16 protein-coding genes are annotated in these 16,107 nt (G+C 62.6%); 2 read left to right on the forward strand and 14 right to left on the reverse strand.

Features of this window, described 5'->3' with window-relative positions; translation table 11 throughout:
• Positions 1 to 18 precede the first annotated feature (18 nt).
• The 5 genes from FHW78_RS15650 to FHW78_RS15670 form a co-directional block, all read right to left on the reverse strand.
• The gene (locus tag FHW78_RS15650; RefSeq protein WP_183642660.1) at positions 19 to 3,195 is read right to left on the reverse strand and encodes a TraM recognition domain-containing protein; all 3,177 of its coding nucleotides are present in this window, start codon (positions 3,193 to 3,195) and stop codon (positions 19 to 21) included.
• A 15-nt stretch (positions 3,196 to 3,210) separates the two neighbouring features.
• Positions 3,211 to 3,546 carry a hypothetical protein gene (locus FHW78_RS15655; protein WP_183642663.1) on the reverse strand — a complete coding sequence of 112 codons (336 nt, stop codon included), beginning with the start codon at positions 3,544 to 3,546 and terminating at the stop codon, positions 3,211 to 3,213.
• 65 nt (positions 3,547 to 3,611) lie between these two features.
• A complete protein-coding gene (locus tag FHW78_RS15660; RefSeq protein WP_183642666.1) occupies positions 3,612 to 4,805 on the reverse strand; it encodes a hypothetical protein in 1,194 nt (397 codons plus the stop codon).
• Positions 4,806 to 4,866: 61 nt separating this feature from the next.
• Complete coding sequence (locus tag FHW78_RS15665; RefSeq protein ID WP_183642669.1) at positions 4,867 to 5,511, reverse strand: hypothetical protein; 645 nt, start codon at positions 5,509 to 5,511, stop codon at positions 4,867 to 4,869.
• A gap of 30 nt (positions 5,512 to 5,541) precedes the next feature.
• Positions 5,542 to 5,940 carry a hypothetical protein gene (locus tag FHW78_RS15670; protein WP_183642671.1) on the reverse strand — a complete coding sequence of 133 codons (399 nt, stop codon included), beginning with the start codon at positions 5,938 to 5,940 and terminating at the stop codon, positions 5,542 to 5,544.
• A gap of 771 nt (positions 5,941 to 6,711) precedes the next feature.
• Between FHW78_RS15670 and FHW78_RS15675 the strand changes: the two genes are divergently transcribed.
• Positions 6,712 to 7,773 (forward strand): hypothetical protein, encoded by a 1,062-nt coding sequence (locus FHW78_RS15675; protein WP_183642675.1) that lies wholly within the window; start codon positions 6,712 to 6,714, stop codon positions 7,771 to 7,773.
• Here the strand turns inward: FHW78_RS15675 and FHW78_RS15680 are convergent.
• The 5 genes from FHW78_RS15680 to FHW78_RS15700 form a co-directional block, all read right to left on the reverse strand.
• Entirely contained in the window at positions 7,770 to 8,966 is a 1,197-nt protein-coding gene (locus FHW78_RS15680; protein WP_183642677.1) for an ATP-binding protein, read from the reverse strand. The two genes, FHW78_RS15675 and FHW78_RS15680, sit on opposite strands and share 4 nt — an antisense overlap.
• A 17-nt stretch (positions 8,967 to 8,983) precedes the next feature.
• Positions 8,984 to 9,553, reverse strand: a complete 570-nt coding sequence (locus FHW78_RS15685; RefSeq protein WP_255443323.1) for a hypothetical protein — start codon at positions 9,551 to 9,553, stop codon at positions 8,984 to 8,986.
• A 35-nt stretch (positions 9,554 to 9,588) separates the two neighbouring features.
• Positions 9,589 to 10,188 carry a ParA family protein gene (locus FHW78_RS15690; protein ID WP_183642683.1) on the reverse strand — a complete coding sequence of 200 codons (600 nt, stop codon included), beginning with the start codon at positions 10,186 to 10,188 and terminating at the stop codon, positions 9,589 to 9,591.
• Between the two features lie 98 nt (positions 10,189 to 10,286).
• Positions 10,287 to 10,805 carry a hypothetical protein gene (locus tag FHW78_RS15695; RefSeq protein ID WP_183642686.1) on the reverse strand — a complete coding sequence of 173 codons (519 nt, stop codon included), beginning with the start codon at positions 10,803 to 10,805 and terminating at the stop codon, positions 10,287 to 10,289.
• Positions 10,802 to 10,990: a hypothetical protein gene (locus FHW78_RS15700; RefSeq protein WP_183642689.1), complete on the reverse strand. Its 189-nt coding sequence runs from the start codon at positions 10,988 to 10,990 to the stop codon at positions 10,802 to 10,804. Before FHW78_RS15700 ends, FHW78_RS15695 begins: the two co-directional genes overlap by 4 nt.
• Before the next feature lie 174 nt (positions 10,991 to 11,164).
• Here FHW78_RS15700 and FHW78_RS20110 point away from each other — a divergent pair, with 174 nt between their 5' ends.
• Positions 11,165 to 13,090 carry a type 4 pilus major pilin gene (locus tag FHW78_RS20110; protein ID WP_183642692.1) on the forward strand — a complete coding sequence of 642 codons (1,926 nt, stop codon included), beginning with the start codon at positions 11,165 to 11,167 and terminating at the stop codon, positions 13,088 to 13,090.
• A 4-nt stretch (positions 13,091 to 13,094) separates the two neighbouring features.
• Here the strand turns inward: FHW78_RS20110 and FHW78_RS15710 are convergent, their stop codons facing one another.
• From FHW78_RS15710 to FHW78_RS15725, 4 genes are all read right to left on the reverse strand, one after another.
• Entirely contained in the window at positions 13,095 to 13,880 is a 786-nt protein-coding gene (locus FHW78_RS15710) for a hypothetical protein (protein ID WP_183642695.1), read from the reverse strand.
• A complete protein-coding gene (locus FHW78_RS15715; RefSeq protein ID WP_183642698.1) occupies positions 13,877 to 14,794 on the reverse strand; it encodes a hypothetical protein in 918 nt (305 codons plus the stop codon). Before FHW78_RS15715 ends, FHW78_RS15710 begins: the two co-directional genes overlap by 4 nt.
• A gap of 87 nt (positions 14,795 to 14,881) precedes the next feature.
• Complete coding sequence (locus FHW78_RS15720) at positions 14,882 to 15,322, reverse strand: DUF6573 family protein (RefSeq protein WP_183642701.1); 441 nt, start codon at positions 15,320 to 15,322, stop codon at positions 14,882 to 14,884.
• Positions 15,323 to 15,581: 259 nt separating this feature from the next.
• The gene (locus FHW78_RS15725) at positions 15,582 to 16,067 is read right to left on the reverse strand and encodes a hypothetical protein (RefSeq protein ID WP_183642704.1); all 486 of its coding nucleotides are present in this window, start codon (positions 16,065 to 16,067) and stop codon (positions 15,582 to 15,584) included.
• Between the last annotated feature and the right edge of the window lie 40 nt (positions 16,068 to 16,107).

The raw sequence follows: 16,107 nt of genomic DNA on the forward strand, positions 1-16,107 counted from the left end.
CCCCCTCGCCGTTCTCCGTTAGTCCAGGTCAGGAACCAGCTCGGCCAGGTCGATGCGCTTGTGGCCGGCGCGGTTCAAGGCAACGATGGCGTGGCCGCGGGGTTCCAGCAGGGCCGGATACTCTTCCTTGCGGAAGAGGGGTTGGACCTCGCGCTTGCCACCCGTAGGCATGTCGATGTCACGGGCCAACTCCCCTTGCCCGATGACGTCTTCGCCGCCAATTCGCCACGTGTGACCGGTAGCCGGGTCCACACGGAGTGCGGTCAGGCGGCCTGCACCTTCCAAGCGCATCTTGTCGAAGACAGCTGCGTGGGGGTGGTTAGGGTCGTTCAACACCGAGTGACGGTAGTTGTCCAGCCCGCCCTTGTAGTCGATGCCACGCGTCTTCTGCTTGAAGGTGGTCAACATGGCTTCGCCGAACCGCTTGATCAGATACTCCACGGTGTTGAAGGAGCACTTCAGGGCGACCAACGACTGCATGGTGTTGGCCAGCAACTCTGCCCGCGTGCGGCTGCCAAACGCGTCCTCCAAGCTCTCAAACCCTTGCGTCGCCAACACGGGCAACAGCCCCAGCGAACGGGAGATGGAGAAGAGCTTCGTGTCGTCGGCGGTGATCAGCAGGTGCGCCTCGTCCATCATCAGCATGACCTCGACCTGGCCAGGCAATGCTTCTCGCCACTTCTCGCCATGCGCACCGCGCGCCTGGATGCCGTTCGTGACCCGCTGCTTCAGCAAGCGCATCATCATCTCGCCCGCTTCACCGTATTGGGTGGGTGGCAGGAACAGGCCCACCATCGCGCCGTAGAGGGCCTTCGAAACGTCCACCTCGCCCTTCTCGATCGAGTGCCAGGGGATGTCGTTGGCGTCGCGGAGCTTTTCACCCCGCAACAGCTTTTCCAGCAACCCACGGGAGTTCAGCGTGAACGACTGACGCTGCTCGGCGTTCATGGCCGGCACTTCCAGCAACGCCCATTCGAGGGAGCTCTGAAGCTGGGACATGGGACGCTTAAGATCCGGGTGGATCGTTTGCGGCTCGTTCTGCTGGCGCTTCCGGAAAGCGGCCAGATAAGCGGCATGCGCAGCACGGCCCTCCTCGTCCATGCTGATGTCTGGCTCTTCCAGGCCCAGATACTTGACCACTTCCATGATCTTCGGGTTGGGCTTGGGAAGCGTCCCCGTCGGGATGACACGCTCGACGCTAGAGAGCAGCTTGGCGTGATGCATGGGGGTGTAGGCCCAACCGCGATCGGATTCGATCACGCAGGAGTAGAGTCCCATCTCTTGGACCACCTCGGCCAACCGTTCTTCCACCTCGGCGGTGTCCTGCCCCAGCTTGCGGAGCTTGCGCTCTTCGAGCTGCAAGAGCAGGTGGGATTGTTCCAACCCGGAGATCTTGGCCATGCACCAAGCACGGTAAACCTTCTCGTGCTCGACCAGAGCCTTCAGGATGATCCCCGTGTGGTAGAGGAACGCATCGCCACCGTCGGACCACAATTTGGACTTCTCGTCCACGACGCCACCGGACGCACCACGCAACGCCTTCACGATCTGATCCGGCTCCAATCCCTCGTAAGGGCCGACGGACAGGCCTGGCTTCACCACGATGTCGAACAAGCCTTCCAGGTCGGTGATGATCGCGCCGTCCTTGCCGTCGGCGATGAGCGCACCTCCCGCCGTGCTCTTCTTGCCCTGCTTGCGAGCGATGGCCTCCGCCGCACGGCGGTATCGCCTCGCCAGCGGGCGCATCAGGCTGTAGGACTTGCCCGAACCGATGGCGCCGAAGATGATCAAGCCTTGGGTGGCGTCTTTCCAAGACAGCATCATCACGGTGCCCAGGTCGGGGGAGTAGCCAAACCCCTTGTCGGTCAGGTGACCTAGGGCACGGGCCACGGCCATCAGCGGAGTCGTGTCCTTCAGAGCGTTCTGGGCCTGCTGCTCGCGCGCCTTGACGTGTGAGGTGACCAAGGCGCCTTGTGTGCCCAAGTTGTTGTCGTTGTTCTGCAGACAGAGGCGTGCGCCGGTCTGAACGAAGTTGCCCTCGGTGAATTGCATGGCATACATGCAGGCCAGCACGAAAGGAACGGCATCCCCCAAGCCCCACGGCAGGAACTTGGACACCAGCAACGCTCCAAGGATGACACCCACCCACTTCATCGCTTGGATGAACCGGGCGGCGGTGCCGCCGATGACCCCACGGTGGGGATGAGAGGCCGCAGCGACCCAGCAGACAACCAAGATCACACCCACCAGGCCAAAGCCGATCATCAGGGCCTTGTTGAAGAAAGCCATGTAAGCCTCGAAACCTGCCGACCCGGCAGCTGCGCCTCCCAGGCCAACACCGCTCAGCTTGGACATGCTGGCCATTCCCATCGGAATCCACTGGAGCAGCACCAGCGCCTTCAGTGCCTCCTTCATGCTTTCGCCCTGCTTCAAGGCGATGAAGTAAGGAATGGTCAATAAGAAAGCCAAGCCCAGCAAGGCGATCCAAGAGGTCGGATCGGGAAGCGCTTCCGAAGCCCCCTCAGAGTTCCCAGCCCAGCCGATCCATGAGACCAGAAACAAGGTCATAGCGCCGATGGCGGGAAACGCCAGATACATCAGGGGAGTGGCAATGCTGTCGTTGCCCTGACCCATGTCGTTGCCCTGCAGGAAGCCCTCGGCACGGCGCCCGTCCTTGGTGATGGTGATGCGGGACTGGCTGTCGCGCAGATCTTCGGGGACCTTGGGCCACCACACACGGAAGTCGTCCTCGCTCATGCCTTCAGGAACCATGAACGCGTTCTGCTCCTCGTTCCAGACCGCACCGCACTCGGCAGCCAGTTGGGTGTCCTCCGACGGAACGTCCAAGACGCGGCTACGCACCCTATCGCTCAGGTCGAAACGTCCGACCAGGTTCTCGAACTGCGCATTCGACTGGACGATGATGGATTCACGAATGGTCGCGCCCTCGTTGTCCTTGCGGCGGAGGGCCTTGGGCCACCACTTGCGGAAGTCGTCCTCGCTCTTGCCTTCAGGAACCACGAACGCGTTCCGCTCCTCGCTCCAAACCGCACCGCGCTCGGCAGCCAGCTTGGCGTCCTCCGCCGGAACGTCCAGAACGCGACTGCGCACTCCTTCGTTGTTTTCGCGACGGAACTTGCGTCCCAGGCCGGTCGTCCAGTCGATGGCACTCAGAATGTTGATGTTCAAAGCCATGTCTTAGATCCTCCTTCAGTTGCCAAGCCAATGGGCCAGGACGGCCAGCACCGCACACAACGGCGCCACAACCAGGAAGCCCGCTTGGGCTACCCAGCGCTCCGCCACCTGCTCCACCTGACTCGCGTAGAGCCGGTCCTTGGTCCAGGCCTCGTAAGCCGCATCGTTGTCCACCGGCGGCACGCGATCGGCGCGCAGGTAATAGAACGAGCGCCTCACGGGCTCACTCAGATGACCCATGCCCAGCGACTCCGGGCTGCCAATGAACAGTCGCCCATGAAGGCTCATCCACTTCGAGCCGAAGTGGAGCTTTCCTGGTTCCCGGTATTGCGTGAAAAGCCACTGGAACATGTTTCCCCCTTGAATGATGAGTAGGTCACTTCTTTCTAGATCGAATCGGCGAGTTGGCAAGGGGGTCACTTGATCCCGGACTTCTCCGCCCAGGCATCCAAATCGTTGCTCGCCTTTTGCTGCCAGTCGTTCTTCTGCTCCGCGGCTGGTGCAGGGGCCTTCTTCGGCAAGGGGGCGGACGCGAGTTTCCGCGCAGGCATGGACTGGGTAGCAATCGGCGCTGGCGCCTTCACCAGGGGAGCGGCGACAGGCTCAGGCTTCTCGATCGTGTGCTCCGGCCTGGCCTGTTCTGGAAGCACTGCTGGCGCTGGCGCGACCACGGGGGCTTCCAGCACCTCAGGCACCTGTTCGGGAACAACCGGAGTGGCAACGTGTGCCACGGGAGCGGGTGCGCTCGGCGGCGGCTGGTCGTCCTTCCCTTGCAGGAAATTGATCGCCCCAGCGACCAATGCCACCGCCACAACGCCGCCCACGACCCAGGGCCAACTAGAGCGGGGCCTAGACTGCAAGGACACTTGCGGCCCATCTGGAGCCGTGGGGTCAGGTGAATGACTAGGCTCCTCAACAGCACTGAGAGCCAACTCGCTCTGCCCATTCAAAACGTCATCGGTCACTTGGGGCTCTTCCACACCATCTGCTGGCTGGTCCGAAAGAGCGCCCACCTCCGGTGCCAATCCAGGCGCTTCCACGACCGGCAGTTGTTCAATCGGTGCGGCGTCGAGAGTTGCTTCGATCACCTCAACCTCATCTGTTTCACCATCAATTGCCGCTGGCTCCTGGACAGACAACCCCTCGACCACGTCTTCGGCTGCAGTTTCGGTGAAGGGTGCTTTGTCCTCCCATACCTCCCCATCAACATGCACAACGTTCAGAGACATGCCGCCCACCAAGACAGAACCCGCCCGCTCGCTCTTCAACAACTGTGTCGACACCTCGACTTCAGCCAGTTGGACCGTCTTGGGGCTCGACGTATCTTCTTCCGCAGCTTCAACCCGTTCTTCCGCGGCCTTGGCTAGCTTGGCGTCAACGGTCGCCTTGACCTCCCTTGCCTTCTCTGCGGCAGCGAGCGCCCCCTTCTGGGTCAACTCGGCAGCGCGCTTGCCGATCATCCCTGCCCAGTGACCGGCGGCCTTCAATGTCTCCTTGGTGTTCTCGGACACCAACTGCTCCCCATCGGTGGGCGTGGTTGGTTGCGCGGCATTGGCGCGCTTGAGCAGCTCATCGCGCTTGCGCTTGCGGATCAGTTCTTCGGGGGTCATGGGATCTCCTGGGTGATGGGGAAGGAAGCCCGGGCATCGCGAGGCCACCCGGGCAGGCGGCTCAACGGACGTCGGGCACCGGCGTGACGGTGATTACGTGCTCACCCTTGCCGCAGCGGTCGTCCACCGTCACCTTCGAGAGCGCACCGCGCTTGGCGAGCTCTACGATGGGCACCTGGCAGGCGGCCTTGTCGGTGCCCTGGAACACGACCGTGAGCCCGTTGGTCGACTTGGTCAGCAGGCCGGCGAACTTGTCGAGGAACGCCTGGGTGTTGCTGCCCAGCTGCTTCATGTCGGTGGGGTCGTAGTTCAAGCGCAGCGAATCCAGCACCGCCTCTTGCTTGCCTTCGACGGTCTCGGTCTTCGTCACGACCTCGGCCTTCATGCCAGCAGCACGCGCGGCGTCAGCGGCTTCCTCGGCGTGCTCGCGCTGCTGCTTCACGTATGACGCGGTGGCGCCCACGGCTGCACCTGCAGCGCAAGCGGCCAGGGCCTTGTCCTTCTTGCCGGTGACAAAAGCGAGTGCACCGCCGGCCACGCAGCCGATGCCACCGGCCTTGAACAAGCGCTTCTTGTCGGACTTAGGTTTGGCGTCCTCGGTGTTGCCGACTTGAGAGGGAGTGGTTTGGGCCAGGGCCTGCAGCGGGACTGCCCACGGAAGGCAGGCGACCAGGCACACGGTCAGGGTGAGGGAGCGACGTTTCATGGGATGGATCTCCTAGTAGTGGGGGAAGGGTCAGACGCGGGGGGAGAGCATGGGATTGGCCGCGGGCGTCTTGACCGAGGCCTTGCTGGGTGCTGTGGGAGCGATCGCAGCGGAGAGGACACGGCGAAGCGCTTCTTCGTAGCGTTCGATGGCCTGGGCCTGCTCGGCCTTCATCTCGTCGCGCAGCCGTTGGTGGTCCAGCTGAAGGGAGCGGCGCATCGTCGCGTTCTCCTCCCGCAGCTGATCAAGCAGGAACTCCAGGTGGGCGTTCGAGTTCTCCATCGCACTCGTCAGGGTGACGCCCGCGTTGTGCCGCTCGACGGCATCGCGCACGTAAGCGTTGAACGGAACCCCACTCTCACGTGCAAGACGTCGGGCAACCTTCAGCTGTTCACGGTCGAGATTTACGTTTTGACGAACGAACGCCATGGGTTGAGTAACTCCGTTTCTGGATTACTCCACCTCTACCGCGAATCTGGGAGTTGGCAAGGCCCCACCGCAGGAGCCTGAAAAACATGGGTGAAACGAGCTAACAACCTCTGACGCTGTCACCACGGCCTGGTGACACGGTCAAGCCTTGATTGCATTGAGCTTTCGCCCGTCGTGACACCGATTTTTGGGCGCGAAGCGCACACCCACTTCAGTGCGTCATGTGTATGACGAGTCCAGGGCACCCTCCAGGCTTCTGCTTCGGTGCCTGGGCCGACACTGCTTCAACCGACGTGGAGCTGTTGCCGTTGCTTTTCGCCACCCCTTGCGATTCCCCAGTGCAGAGGTATTGGTGGTGCATCCCCCCAACCGGTTCATCTCTCCCCTCGTTCACGCCATGCCTTCCCAGACCCCACGCTCCCCTGCCCCTCTCGCCTTCCGCCGCCCCTCGCACGGAAAGCCAGTTGCGTTCGTTCGGCCACCCGTTTCTTCTCGCCGGCCAACCCTCGTCCGTGACCACCGCAACCCATCGGCGCTGCACTCGAAAACCGGTGAGGCAATCGTTTTAGTCAAACCAGTTGGGGGACGCTGGATGCACCGTGCGGGGCGTTTTAGTCACATGGGAGCAGTCGCCCTCGCAAACCGAAACGCATCTCGGAATTCCGCGCGTCTTATCGTTTTAGTCAGGCGATTGAGGGGGCTGCTGAAGTGCTCGCGCCCCATCAATGACACCCCACTCCTGATCGCATGCAGTTCGTTGGAGGCCACCCCATGACCACCTCCGACTTCCAGGCATTCGCCCAACGGGTGCTGGAGAAACACCGCGCCCGTGCTGCCGATAACCCCCGGTGGGCGCTCGACCTGCTGCGGCGACAAGACAACCCGACGTGTGCGTTCTGCTGCTCGCCCATCGATGTGAGCCGGCGGCAGTCGTGGGGTCTGTCACCCCTCGTTCCGTTCAACCAGGGCGGCCCCGTCGAACCGTCAAACCTGCGGATGGCCTGCAAGGCCTGTGCGGTTGAACGCGGCGCGCGCGACCTTCTGGCGTGGGAAGAGCTGGCAGGCCGGCTGCCCACCGAACACCTCAACGCGCTGAAGGAAGAACGCCTGAAGGTGCTCAAACGCTCGGACAACCACCTGACCTCTGCAGGGCAATACGCCAAGCGTTTAACCGTCCTTGCCCTCCTCCAGGAGCGGTGGAAGCACCCCAGGTTCCTGGCCTACGTAGAACGGCATGGGGACGGATGGTTCGTGGGTTGGCCGGTGGGCCAGCGGACCCTCACGACCCGCAACGAAGCCGCCGCCCTGCTGCGCCAGGTGCACCAAGCCCTATGGGTGGAGCACGGGGAGGTGGTGGGCTTCGACGTGTCTGAAGATGTTTTTCAAACCGCTGTCTGGCAGCTCATCGAGCTCCACGCCCTGGTCATCGACCTGCGCCAGGACAACACCGCCGACGGCGAGCGGTTCGGGCAGAACAGTTGGAAGGCTCGGTATCCGACCTTGCGACAGGTGCGCCAGCGGCGCAAAGGCGCGCACGAGACACCTTGGCCACTGGCTGGCGATGGTCAGATCAGGTCATACAGCGATAAGGCCGGCTCAGTGCGCATGCGAGAGAAACGGCGAGCGTCACGGGAGGCGGAGACGAAGGCCAGGTGGCTGGAAGCCCGTCACCGGCTGGAACACCGGGACGCCGCGGTGGAAGCCGGCCAGGTTCGGCCATGGCTGCCTGGGGAGCGGGCGGCCGTGCAGGCTGACGTGGATGATCTCGCACATCAATGGCTTTCAGCGCGCCAGCGGCTGCTCGAACGCGCTGAGAAACTAATGCAGCCCTAGTCGGCTCCCTTTCCTTTGATGGCCTCATAGACCAGTGACTTCAATCCATCGACGTCGAGGGTCTGGCTTACCCCTTCAACTTCAAAACTGTGCTCAAAGCTCAAAGGCGGATTGAGCTCCTGCGCAAGCAGTCGGATCTTCAGACGATGAGCGCCTGGAATTGCGGGCAGCAATGCCAAGGCTTCATCCCCGAACGCAGACTCACCAGGCAACAGGTTGCCTAAGCGGACACGGCATACGTGATGGCCTTCCTTGGTGTCCACTTCCATCTGGGGCGCATGGTTCACGCTCCGAGCCACGGGCAACATGTGCCTCATCTGTCGATCCATGATGTTCCACCTCGGCGTGGGCATCTCGGGCAGATCATCCACCAGATCAAGTTCGACTGCCGTTTCACCAGGAGCGCTTGCCCAAATCTCAAGCTTGGCACCGCTCAAGGCGAACTCTGATCGGTTTGTCACTTTGACACGAACCGGCACAAGGCGGCTTTGCAGGAACAGATGCTCAGCGGCATCTCTCCAGAACTCCCGATTGTCTTCATGAGTCTTGATGAAAATGGACGATCGGTCGAAGGGATCATATGACCGCTCTTCCGTGCTGAAGTCAGGAAATGGAGAGGATGACTCGTAGAACACCAGTTGGAAGCTCTGAGCCAATGGAAGGTTGTCATCCCCTTTGAGCTCGAGGTCAATCTTGGCCGGTGGCCGGATGGCGTTGCCAGCACCCATCATGGCCACTTCACGTGGGGAAGCTACACCAGTCGAACTTCCCCGCCGGATGTAAACGGTATCCTTAAGCAGCTTCCCGTAGGGCTTCTTCAGATAGAAAGGCCGTGACTGCTTAGGTATAGCAAGGACTGCAACGTGCTTCCCGTCGAAGATCCGCTCTTCATAGCGGAAGTCCAGCTTGCTCTCCAGCTTCTCATTAACGAACTGCTGGATTCTGGAATCATCGATTGCCCCCTCTGCAGGGACACCCACCACTTCAGCAGGATGCGGTGAGTTCTCCTTGAAACCGATCAGGATGTAGGCGGTGCCGTCTCGGTGGGCATTGGCCATGGCCAGAATGTCTTTCAACAGCTCTGACTTCGCATCTTCCGTGGCGGACGCGAACGGGTAGCGATCGGCCTTGTAGTCCAGATCCGAGCCCTCGCCCTTGTATCGAAGCTGCTCCAATTGGTCGTCCGTGAGCATCGCGGGCCCTTCCCCTGTCAGTAGATCTTCCCGTTCCTGGCCTTGCCCCGATTCCTCACGGCCACCCTGGCGGCTTTCCGGTCCTCGGCGTGCGCGTCCGCCGGCGAGCTCACGACCAACAGGGTCTTCTCCTTGATGAGCGTCGCTGCGGCGTAGTCCGCCAGCGCCACCATGGCCGTGGTCAGGGCTACTTCCCGGCCGGCGTCTTCGGAGTCCTCGTAACCGAAGAGTTTGGCGATGTTCTCTCGAAGCTTCGGGGGGATGGTCACCATCGCGCGGTGGTGGCGCAGGCCATCCTCCCGCCGACGGTAGTCGTGGAGGGTGACCGACCGCGGCATGACCATGTGGACGCGCTTGCCTCCCACGGTGCCAGCCCGCTGGCTGTCGTCGTAGTCGAAGTAGGACTTCCGCTCCGGGTAGTCGCCCGGCCCCAGCAGGATGTGCTCGGGAATGCGCCCGATCGACGGCTCGGGCTTCGTGCTCTGGCGCGACGGCTTCGTGTGGGTGACGTTCTTGACGTCGTCCAGTGAGCGCTTGGAAGCCTTTTTCGTCGCCGCTTTCTTGGCGGGAGCTTTGCGAGTGGCCATGGGTAGGTCAGGGAGGGAAACCAGTGGAAGGTCCATCATGCCGCAGCCCTCCCCTTGCCGTCACGCTTGAGCGCGTTACGCACCCGGACGGCCAGGTTGAATATGTCCTGTTGGGCTTCCGGCACCCACTTACCCTGCATTGAAAACACTGTCCGGCCCACGCCGTAGTAGCTCTTCAACGCCGCCCGATCTCGAACGATGACGGCTCCCCCCATTTTGGGATGCGCCAGGTTCACGCGCTGGGAGGTAATCAGCATCCTTCGTGTTTGATTGGCGATGGGCAGGTATGGCTTCCCCTTGCTCTCCAGCACCTCGACGGTTCGGAGAAAGATCACAAAGCTAGCGTCGTCCAGCAGCGTGGGGACGAGGTAGAGGTCAGCCTCGGGAATCACTTCATTGTCCGGGAGCCTGGGCGGAGTGTCGGTGATCTCAATCTGGAACCCCGGTGAGCGCGAGCGGCCCACCGAGAACGGGGTTTCATCCGACAGGGCCGCAAAGGCGCTGGCACCACCCTGGGGGTCCCTATCGTTCACCAGCACACGCATCCTGGGGTCGCGGGCGTAGCACCCGGCCAGGTTGAGGGCCAACGTGGTGCGGCCGACACCGCCCTTCAGGGAGAAGCAGCACAAGCGCATGGGAAACTCCGTCTATATGAGTAGGTAGGGGTAGCCCAACCGACTCTACAGAGAGTCAATCGCAACGCAAGTGCATGTTTTTGCAAATCTTTTAGCCGTTAAGGCGCCGGACTCTTTTCCTTGAACATGGCGCACTGCTGGGGTGACCTCACCCCACACTTGATGGGGGGAAGCGTCCGCTGGGTGATCATGGCTTCGGACGGTGACACGTGGAGATCAAAGGGCTGCTTAGCCATCCAGTCCTTCAACGCGGGTGGAACATCGCCTTCCAGTTCCTCGAAGATCGTTCGGCGCTGTTTGCCGATCCAGTATTCGGCGAAGGGGTCCGCGCCCGCGGCGACCAGGATGAGGGCCATCTGGTCGAACCCATAGGCCAGGTGCGGACTGTCCCGATACGCCTTCCACCCCATGCAGGCCAAGTGGAAAGCGGTGATGCCCTGCGGGCTCACCGGGGCATCAAGGGACGGGAAGATGGCGTTGTCGTCCCCGGATGTCCAGGCGTCGATGCGGGCCTGATGGATGCGGCGCACCAGGTGGCGCAGCAGAAACAGGTTGTTGGCTTGGACCGCGGCGTGGAGCTCACGGGCGAAGCGCTCTTTCGGGTTGAGGGCGCTCATTTCCACTTCGACTCTTTTCGGCTCTTCTGCTCGAAGTGGGCTTTCTCTTTCGCCAGACGAACCAGCCGATGTCGCTTCGAGTTGGGGATGTGGGCGGCTTCAACGAAGCCTCGGCAAGGCTCGTTGGCGGCGTTCATGAACAAGCCCGAGCGGGGTTGGAGCACGGTCAGCAAGATTTGGTGCATGGGGTGATTCCTGTCGGTTTAGGTTTGACCGTTTATGAGTAGGTCGTCCCACTCGTTTAATCGGCTTAACCCCATGCAACCACACCGACAGGTCGAGTCAAGGGGGTAAATCGCAGAAAGTCTGACTAAAAACAGGGGCTTGCCAAACCACCAGTGCATCGCATGCTGAAATGCATGAAGACACGTTCCTCTCTGCGCAAACTTCCCTCCCCCTCTCGCCTTTCCAGCGGGGTTCGCTCTGCGCTGGGCTTCGGCATGGTGGAAACGCTTCTCACCCTGGCCGGGCTGACCGTGCTCTCCGTCGTCGCTTTCGCGAGTTATTCGCACGTGTCTGCTAAGTCGAAGGTCTCGGACGAGACCGATAACCTGCGCGAGCTGTCCACACGGGTGGAGAGCTCCTTCGGATTGCTGGGCACCTTCGCGGGCGTCAGCGCCAACGCGATCGTGCGCGATGGCCTCGCCCCCAACCGGTTGACCCGAGGGGAAGGCTTGCTGACCAACGCCTGGGGCGGTGCAGTAACCGTCGAGCCTTACACCGTGACGCGCTTCGGGGATGGGTTCTCCATCGTCCACCACCAGGTGCCCGCGCGCTCGTGCGCTGACTTCGTGGCCGTCAACGCGCGCGATCCGTGGGACATCCAGGTTTCCGACGTGTCGGTGATCCGCAACCACGGGGGGCGCCTGGATCTTCAAGCTTTGACGGATGCCTGCGCGGGCGGCGATGGGCGCATTGCGTTCGTCTACCACACCGGGCTGGTGGCGGGAGCGGCAGTGGCGGCCTCACCGCTGCAGCTTCCCCCCACCCCGACTTCAACCACCCCTCCCGGCTCTCCTCCCCTGGGCGGTCCCGTGGGTCCAGCTGGGCCAGTGGGTCCCGCCGCTCCCGTGGGCCCCATAAATCCAGCTCCTTCCCTCTCACCTCCAACGCCGGCACCGGTCGCGCCGCCGACGGCCACTCCCGTCGTTCCAGTCACGCCGCCCGCGCCTCCGGCGACACCTCCACTCCCTCCGCCCACCACCGTGGCAGCGTGCGTGGAGAGTTCGGAGAACCGAACGGTGAACTGCCCTGCTGGATCGGTGGGACAGGCATTTCAATCGCGGCGCCATCACTGCGGGCCCGACCCCTCGGTTTACGAAGCGTGGGCTGGAGCGACGACGGCAGGACCATGGACGGACACCAGCAACACCTGCACGCCCTGCCCTGCTCCTGAAAGCCGCACCTTGGCCTGTCCCACTGGCCAACTCGGCGCGATCCAGGAGCAGCGCTCGTTTGTGTGCTCAGGGTCGGGAAGCTGGGGCGCGTGGACACTGACAAGCAACACCTGCGCGCCCGCGTGCGTGTTGCCCACCCCCAGCACGCAGACCGACACCGAAACCCGCAGCGCCTCTCAGACAGCCGCGTGCCCCGCGGGCCAGGTGGGCGAGATCGTGCAAAGCCGCCAAGAGCAGCGCACCCGCGCGCGATCGGCGTATTGCCCCGCTCCCACGGGGCCTTTCGCCTGGAACGGCTGGTCTGGGTGGTCGGCGTGGGCAGCCACCACGCCTTGGGCGACCGTCAGCGACACCTGCACACCGATCACGGGCCCCAGCTGTTCGTGGGAGCTCGACGTCTACTCCTTGGCGCCGAATTTCGGCAACCTGGATGGCGAGACGGTGTCCTACAACGATGGCCTGGGTGGTGGATGCGATGCTTCCTGGGGCGGTCGCAGCGGCATCACCGACCAGAGCGCGTTCAATGCCTGCAAGGACTCCATTCCGAGCCAGCCCTTGAACGCCGGTGCCTATTACGCGCTCAGCGAATACACGAACTGGGGCGGTGGCATGGAGAACAACTTCGGCTACCGGGCCAGCTGCTCGTCGCGTTGGGAGTGGGTGCTCACCGGTGAGAGCATCGGCGGATGCGGCGCCCAAGGCGGTGGCAGCGGGGGCACCATCTGCGTCAGCTCCCAAGGCGATGGCAACGGCTACGGTTGCGGTGGCCAGGTGTGCGACGCGGCCCATGACGGGGTCACCTACGCCAGCGGTTACGCCGAGCGGTGGGACGCGCCGTGGCCGGATTGCGACTACCAGGTTTTCACCTGCATGGAAGTGAACCCATGACCGGTCACTCGGCCGTGGGCTTCCGTTTTGCCACGCCCGCCAATGCGCGCCACATCGCCACACCCTGCTCTGAATGGGTGGAGGCGAATTGCTTGGGATCCCAGTAGGTGTGTGTCAACAACAATCCCAACTCCGACACAATGACCTGGCATTGGTCGCCGAAGGAGAGCACATCGTTGTAGGTCAGTCCCAAGGATTTCACATCGAATGCACCGGGCTCTTCGTCGATCTTGCGCATCTCCAGGTGGGCAAGATACTTGTCCCGATACGTGCCGATCTTGAGCGCTACAGGGTTCGTTGCTAGAGCCGCCATATCAGCGCTCAACTTCTTCCAGCTCTTGTCGAAGAACGCGTAGTTCTTCTTCCTGTCTTGTTGCTTGAACTTCCTCATAAAGGCAGCAGACATTTCAGCTGGAATATTCGAAATGCTTCCCACGTGGAGCTTGTCAAACATGCGGCCATAGCTGCGCCGGTAGTGACTCACGATGGCTGGATCAACGTTGAGCTTGCGCCAGAGATTGATCAGGCTTCCCGACCTCTTGTCCTGGTCCAGAAACAGCCGCGACTGGTCACGCACGAGATCCTGCGCCAGGAGCGGCACCAAGTGGCCCCACGCACCGGCTCCCACCGTCTTATCCAGCTTGGCCTTGAGCCCTGCTTTGACGTCCTCGTCTTGAATGAGCGGCGCCAGAATGTGCCGGCGCTCGTCCAAGATGTGGCACTCTTGGGTCAACACGCGAATGAATCCGTCAATCTGCCGGACTCGCTGATCCAGTTCGCCCTTGGTCACTTCTGCTCTGCCTCCAACGGAACCTGCTGAAACCTCACCTGCAGTCGCTTGATGAGGGCTCGGGTTTCCGCGTTCGGTGCCCGCGTGCAGACCAGGACGGCTTCTCCGTTGGGCACGTAGCGCATGGCTTTCTGCTCCGCTCGGACGATCGCACGATACTTCACCGCCTGGTAGACACCCCGCTGCAGCTCGTCCTCGCTGCACTGGCTCGTTTTCACTTCTACTGCCAACCGCTGCCTGCCGTTGTCGAAGTGTGCGTCCAGTCGATCACCGGAGCTCAGCAACTTTTCGTTGGTGCCCGCGGGGAAACTCCCGTAGTCCACGTATTCCTCGGGGTGGCTGGCCACCCACGCCTTCAAGGCTTTGTGCTCGTCGCTCTCCGGCTTCCCGCCTTCCTGGACTTTCGGAAGGGGAATGGGCGCGTCAGCCGCCACTTCCTCCACCGCTCCCGTTGCTGGGGTCAGCATCGTGGCACCCAGGGCGCGAGCGACCCGGTCCCAGTCCGGGTAGGTGAAGACGTCTTCCATCGCCTCTCGCAGGTGCGCGCGGCGCTCCTCTTTTGTGTCCAACTTCTTGCCGGCAAAGTAAGCTGGGGAAATCTTGATCGCGCCCTCTCCAGGGTGTCCTGTGATCTTGTTAATCACAATCACATGGAGAGGCGGAATGGGTTCCTTCCATTGCTCGCTGAGCCACTGCAGGGCCTGGGCCACGCCACCGGCCACGGTGCCGTAGAGGTCCTTGCGGGGTTTGATCGCATGCCCAAAGTTGTCATGGAGTTCTTGCGCCAGATCGCTGTAGGAATGGGCCTCACCCTCCTGGGCCCACCGGATGAGGATGGGTAGTGCATCCGGGATGACCTGACTACGCCAAGGCGTGCGTGCGAACTCCGCCTTCGACCAATCGAACTTCTCCATCCCCTAACCCCTCCCTTGTCGTCCCACCATGTTAGCCGCAGGACCAGGGCGGGAAAACGAAGAGGGCCGGTTTCCCGGCCCCACTCGTCAATCCTCGCTGGGCAGCATGATGGTGACCACGGGTTCCAGGTTGTCCCCCGGCCCGCACAAGGCTTTCAGGGTGACCAGCCGGTGCGTCGACCGGGTCAGTCCCGAGCGTTCATCCGGAATTGCTTCGTTGGGCTGCCAGTCGCCCACATCGGGCATGGCCACCAAGAGTTGGTAGTGGATCTCGGTCGTGTTGCCGCTCTCGCGCTGGATCGCCACGTGGAGCATGAAGAGCACGTCCCAGAGCCGGCCTTCCACGGACTGCCCACGCATCTCCAGCCCCGCGGGCACTTCCACGTAGCGTGCCCACGCGGCGTGGGTGATGGCCACGGGCAGCTTGAAGCCTGCTTCCTTCGCCACGTCGGACACGTCCACCAGGACGCCGTCCTCAATTGCCTGAGCTCGGGTGTAGGAATGGATGAGATCGGAAGGCTCGAACATGTTGTCTCCTCGCTTGTTGAGTGATGGCCCGCCCAGGGCATCCGGTCGGGATGTCCTGGAATGGGAAACCCACCGCCCCACCGCTCGGCGCGGTCAAGGGAGGAAATGGAAGGGCTGGCGCGGCCCGCAGCGAAGCGAGGACACGGGCCCTGGAATGGCCCTTGACCGGAGAAGCCGGGCGATGGGGCCGCGCGAAGCGCAAAGGGCCCCAATGGCGTGCCGAACGGCACACCGATACGCGGTTGGAATGCGAAAAACGTCAGACCTGGGTGCAGATCAAAGGCACCCGGTCCATCCAGGCGCTTTGCCCAGCGGAGGCCTGCGCGGTGAGCTGGCCCAGGCCGCGGATGAACCGAAGGGAGGCCAGTTGGACGTCGCCCTCGGGCCAATACGGGCCATCTGGGGAAAAGACGAAGTGGTCGCCCTGGAGGGCCCCGCAGGTGGTGCAGTGGTGGGCTAGGTAGATCTGGCCGGATGTGCGCGTGGGAGCGTAGCGAAGCCAGGGAGCGTGGCCTGTTACGAAAGCGGTGGCGCTCTCGTCGAGGTGCTCGATGTAGCGCAGCAAGGCGCCCTCCCCCTGGTCCACCACGCCTTCTTCGTCGCGCTCCTCGAACGAGGGAACCCACACCGCCGCCGTGGGCGTCAGGGCGTGGCAGAAGTGGCAGGTGGTCTGCCCGAGCAGGAGGCCGTAAGCAGGAGCGTGGAGGAAAACGTCGTCGGGTTCGTGGGAGTCAGACTGATTCATGCCCACATTTTGCCTCGCGCTTGTGTCAGTCGGTGAGACG

The sequence above is a fragment of the Pseudoxanthomonas sp. OG2 genome (assembly GCF_014192765.1).
GTDB lineage: Bacteria > Pseudomonadota > Gammaproteobacteria > Xanthomonadales > Xanthomonadaceae > Pseudoxanthomonas_A > Pseudoxanthomonas_A beigongshangi.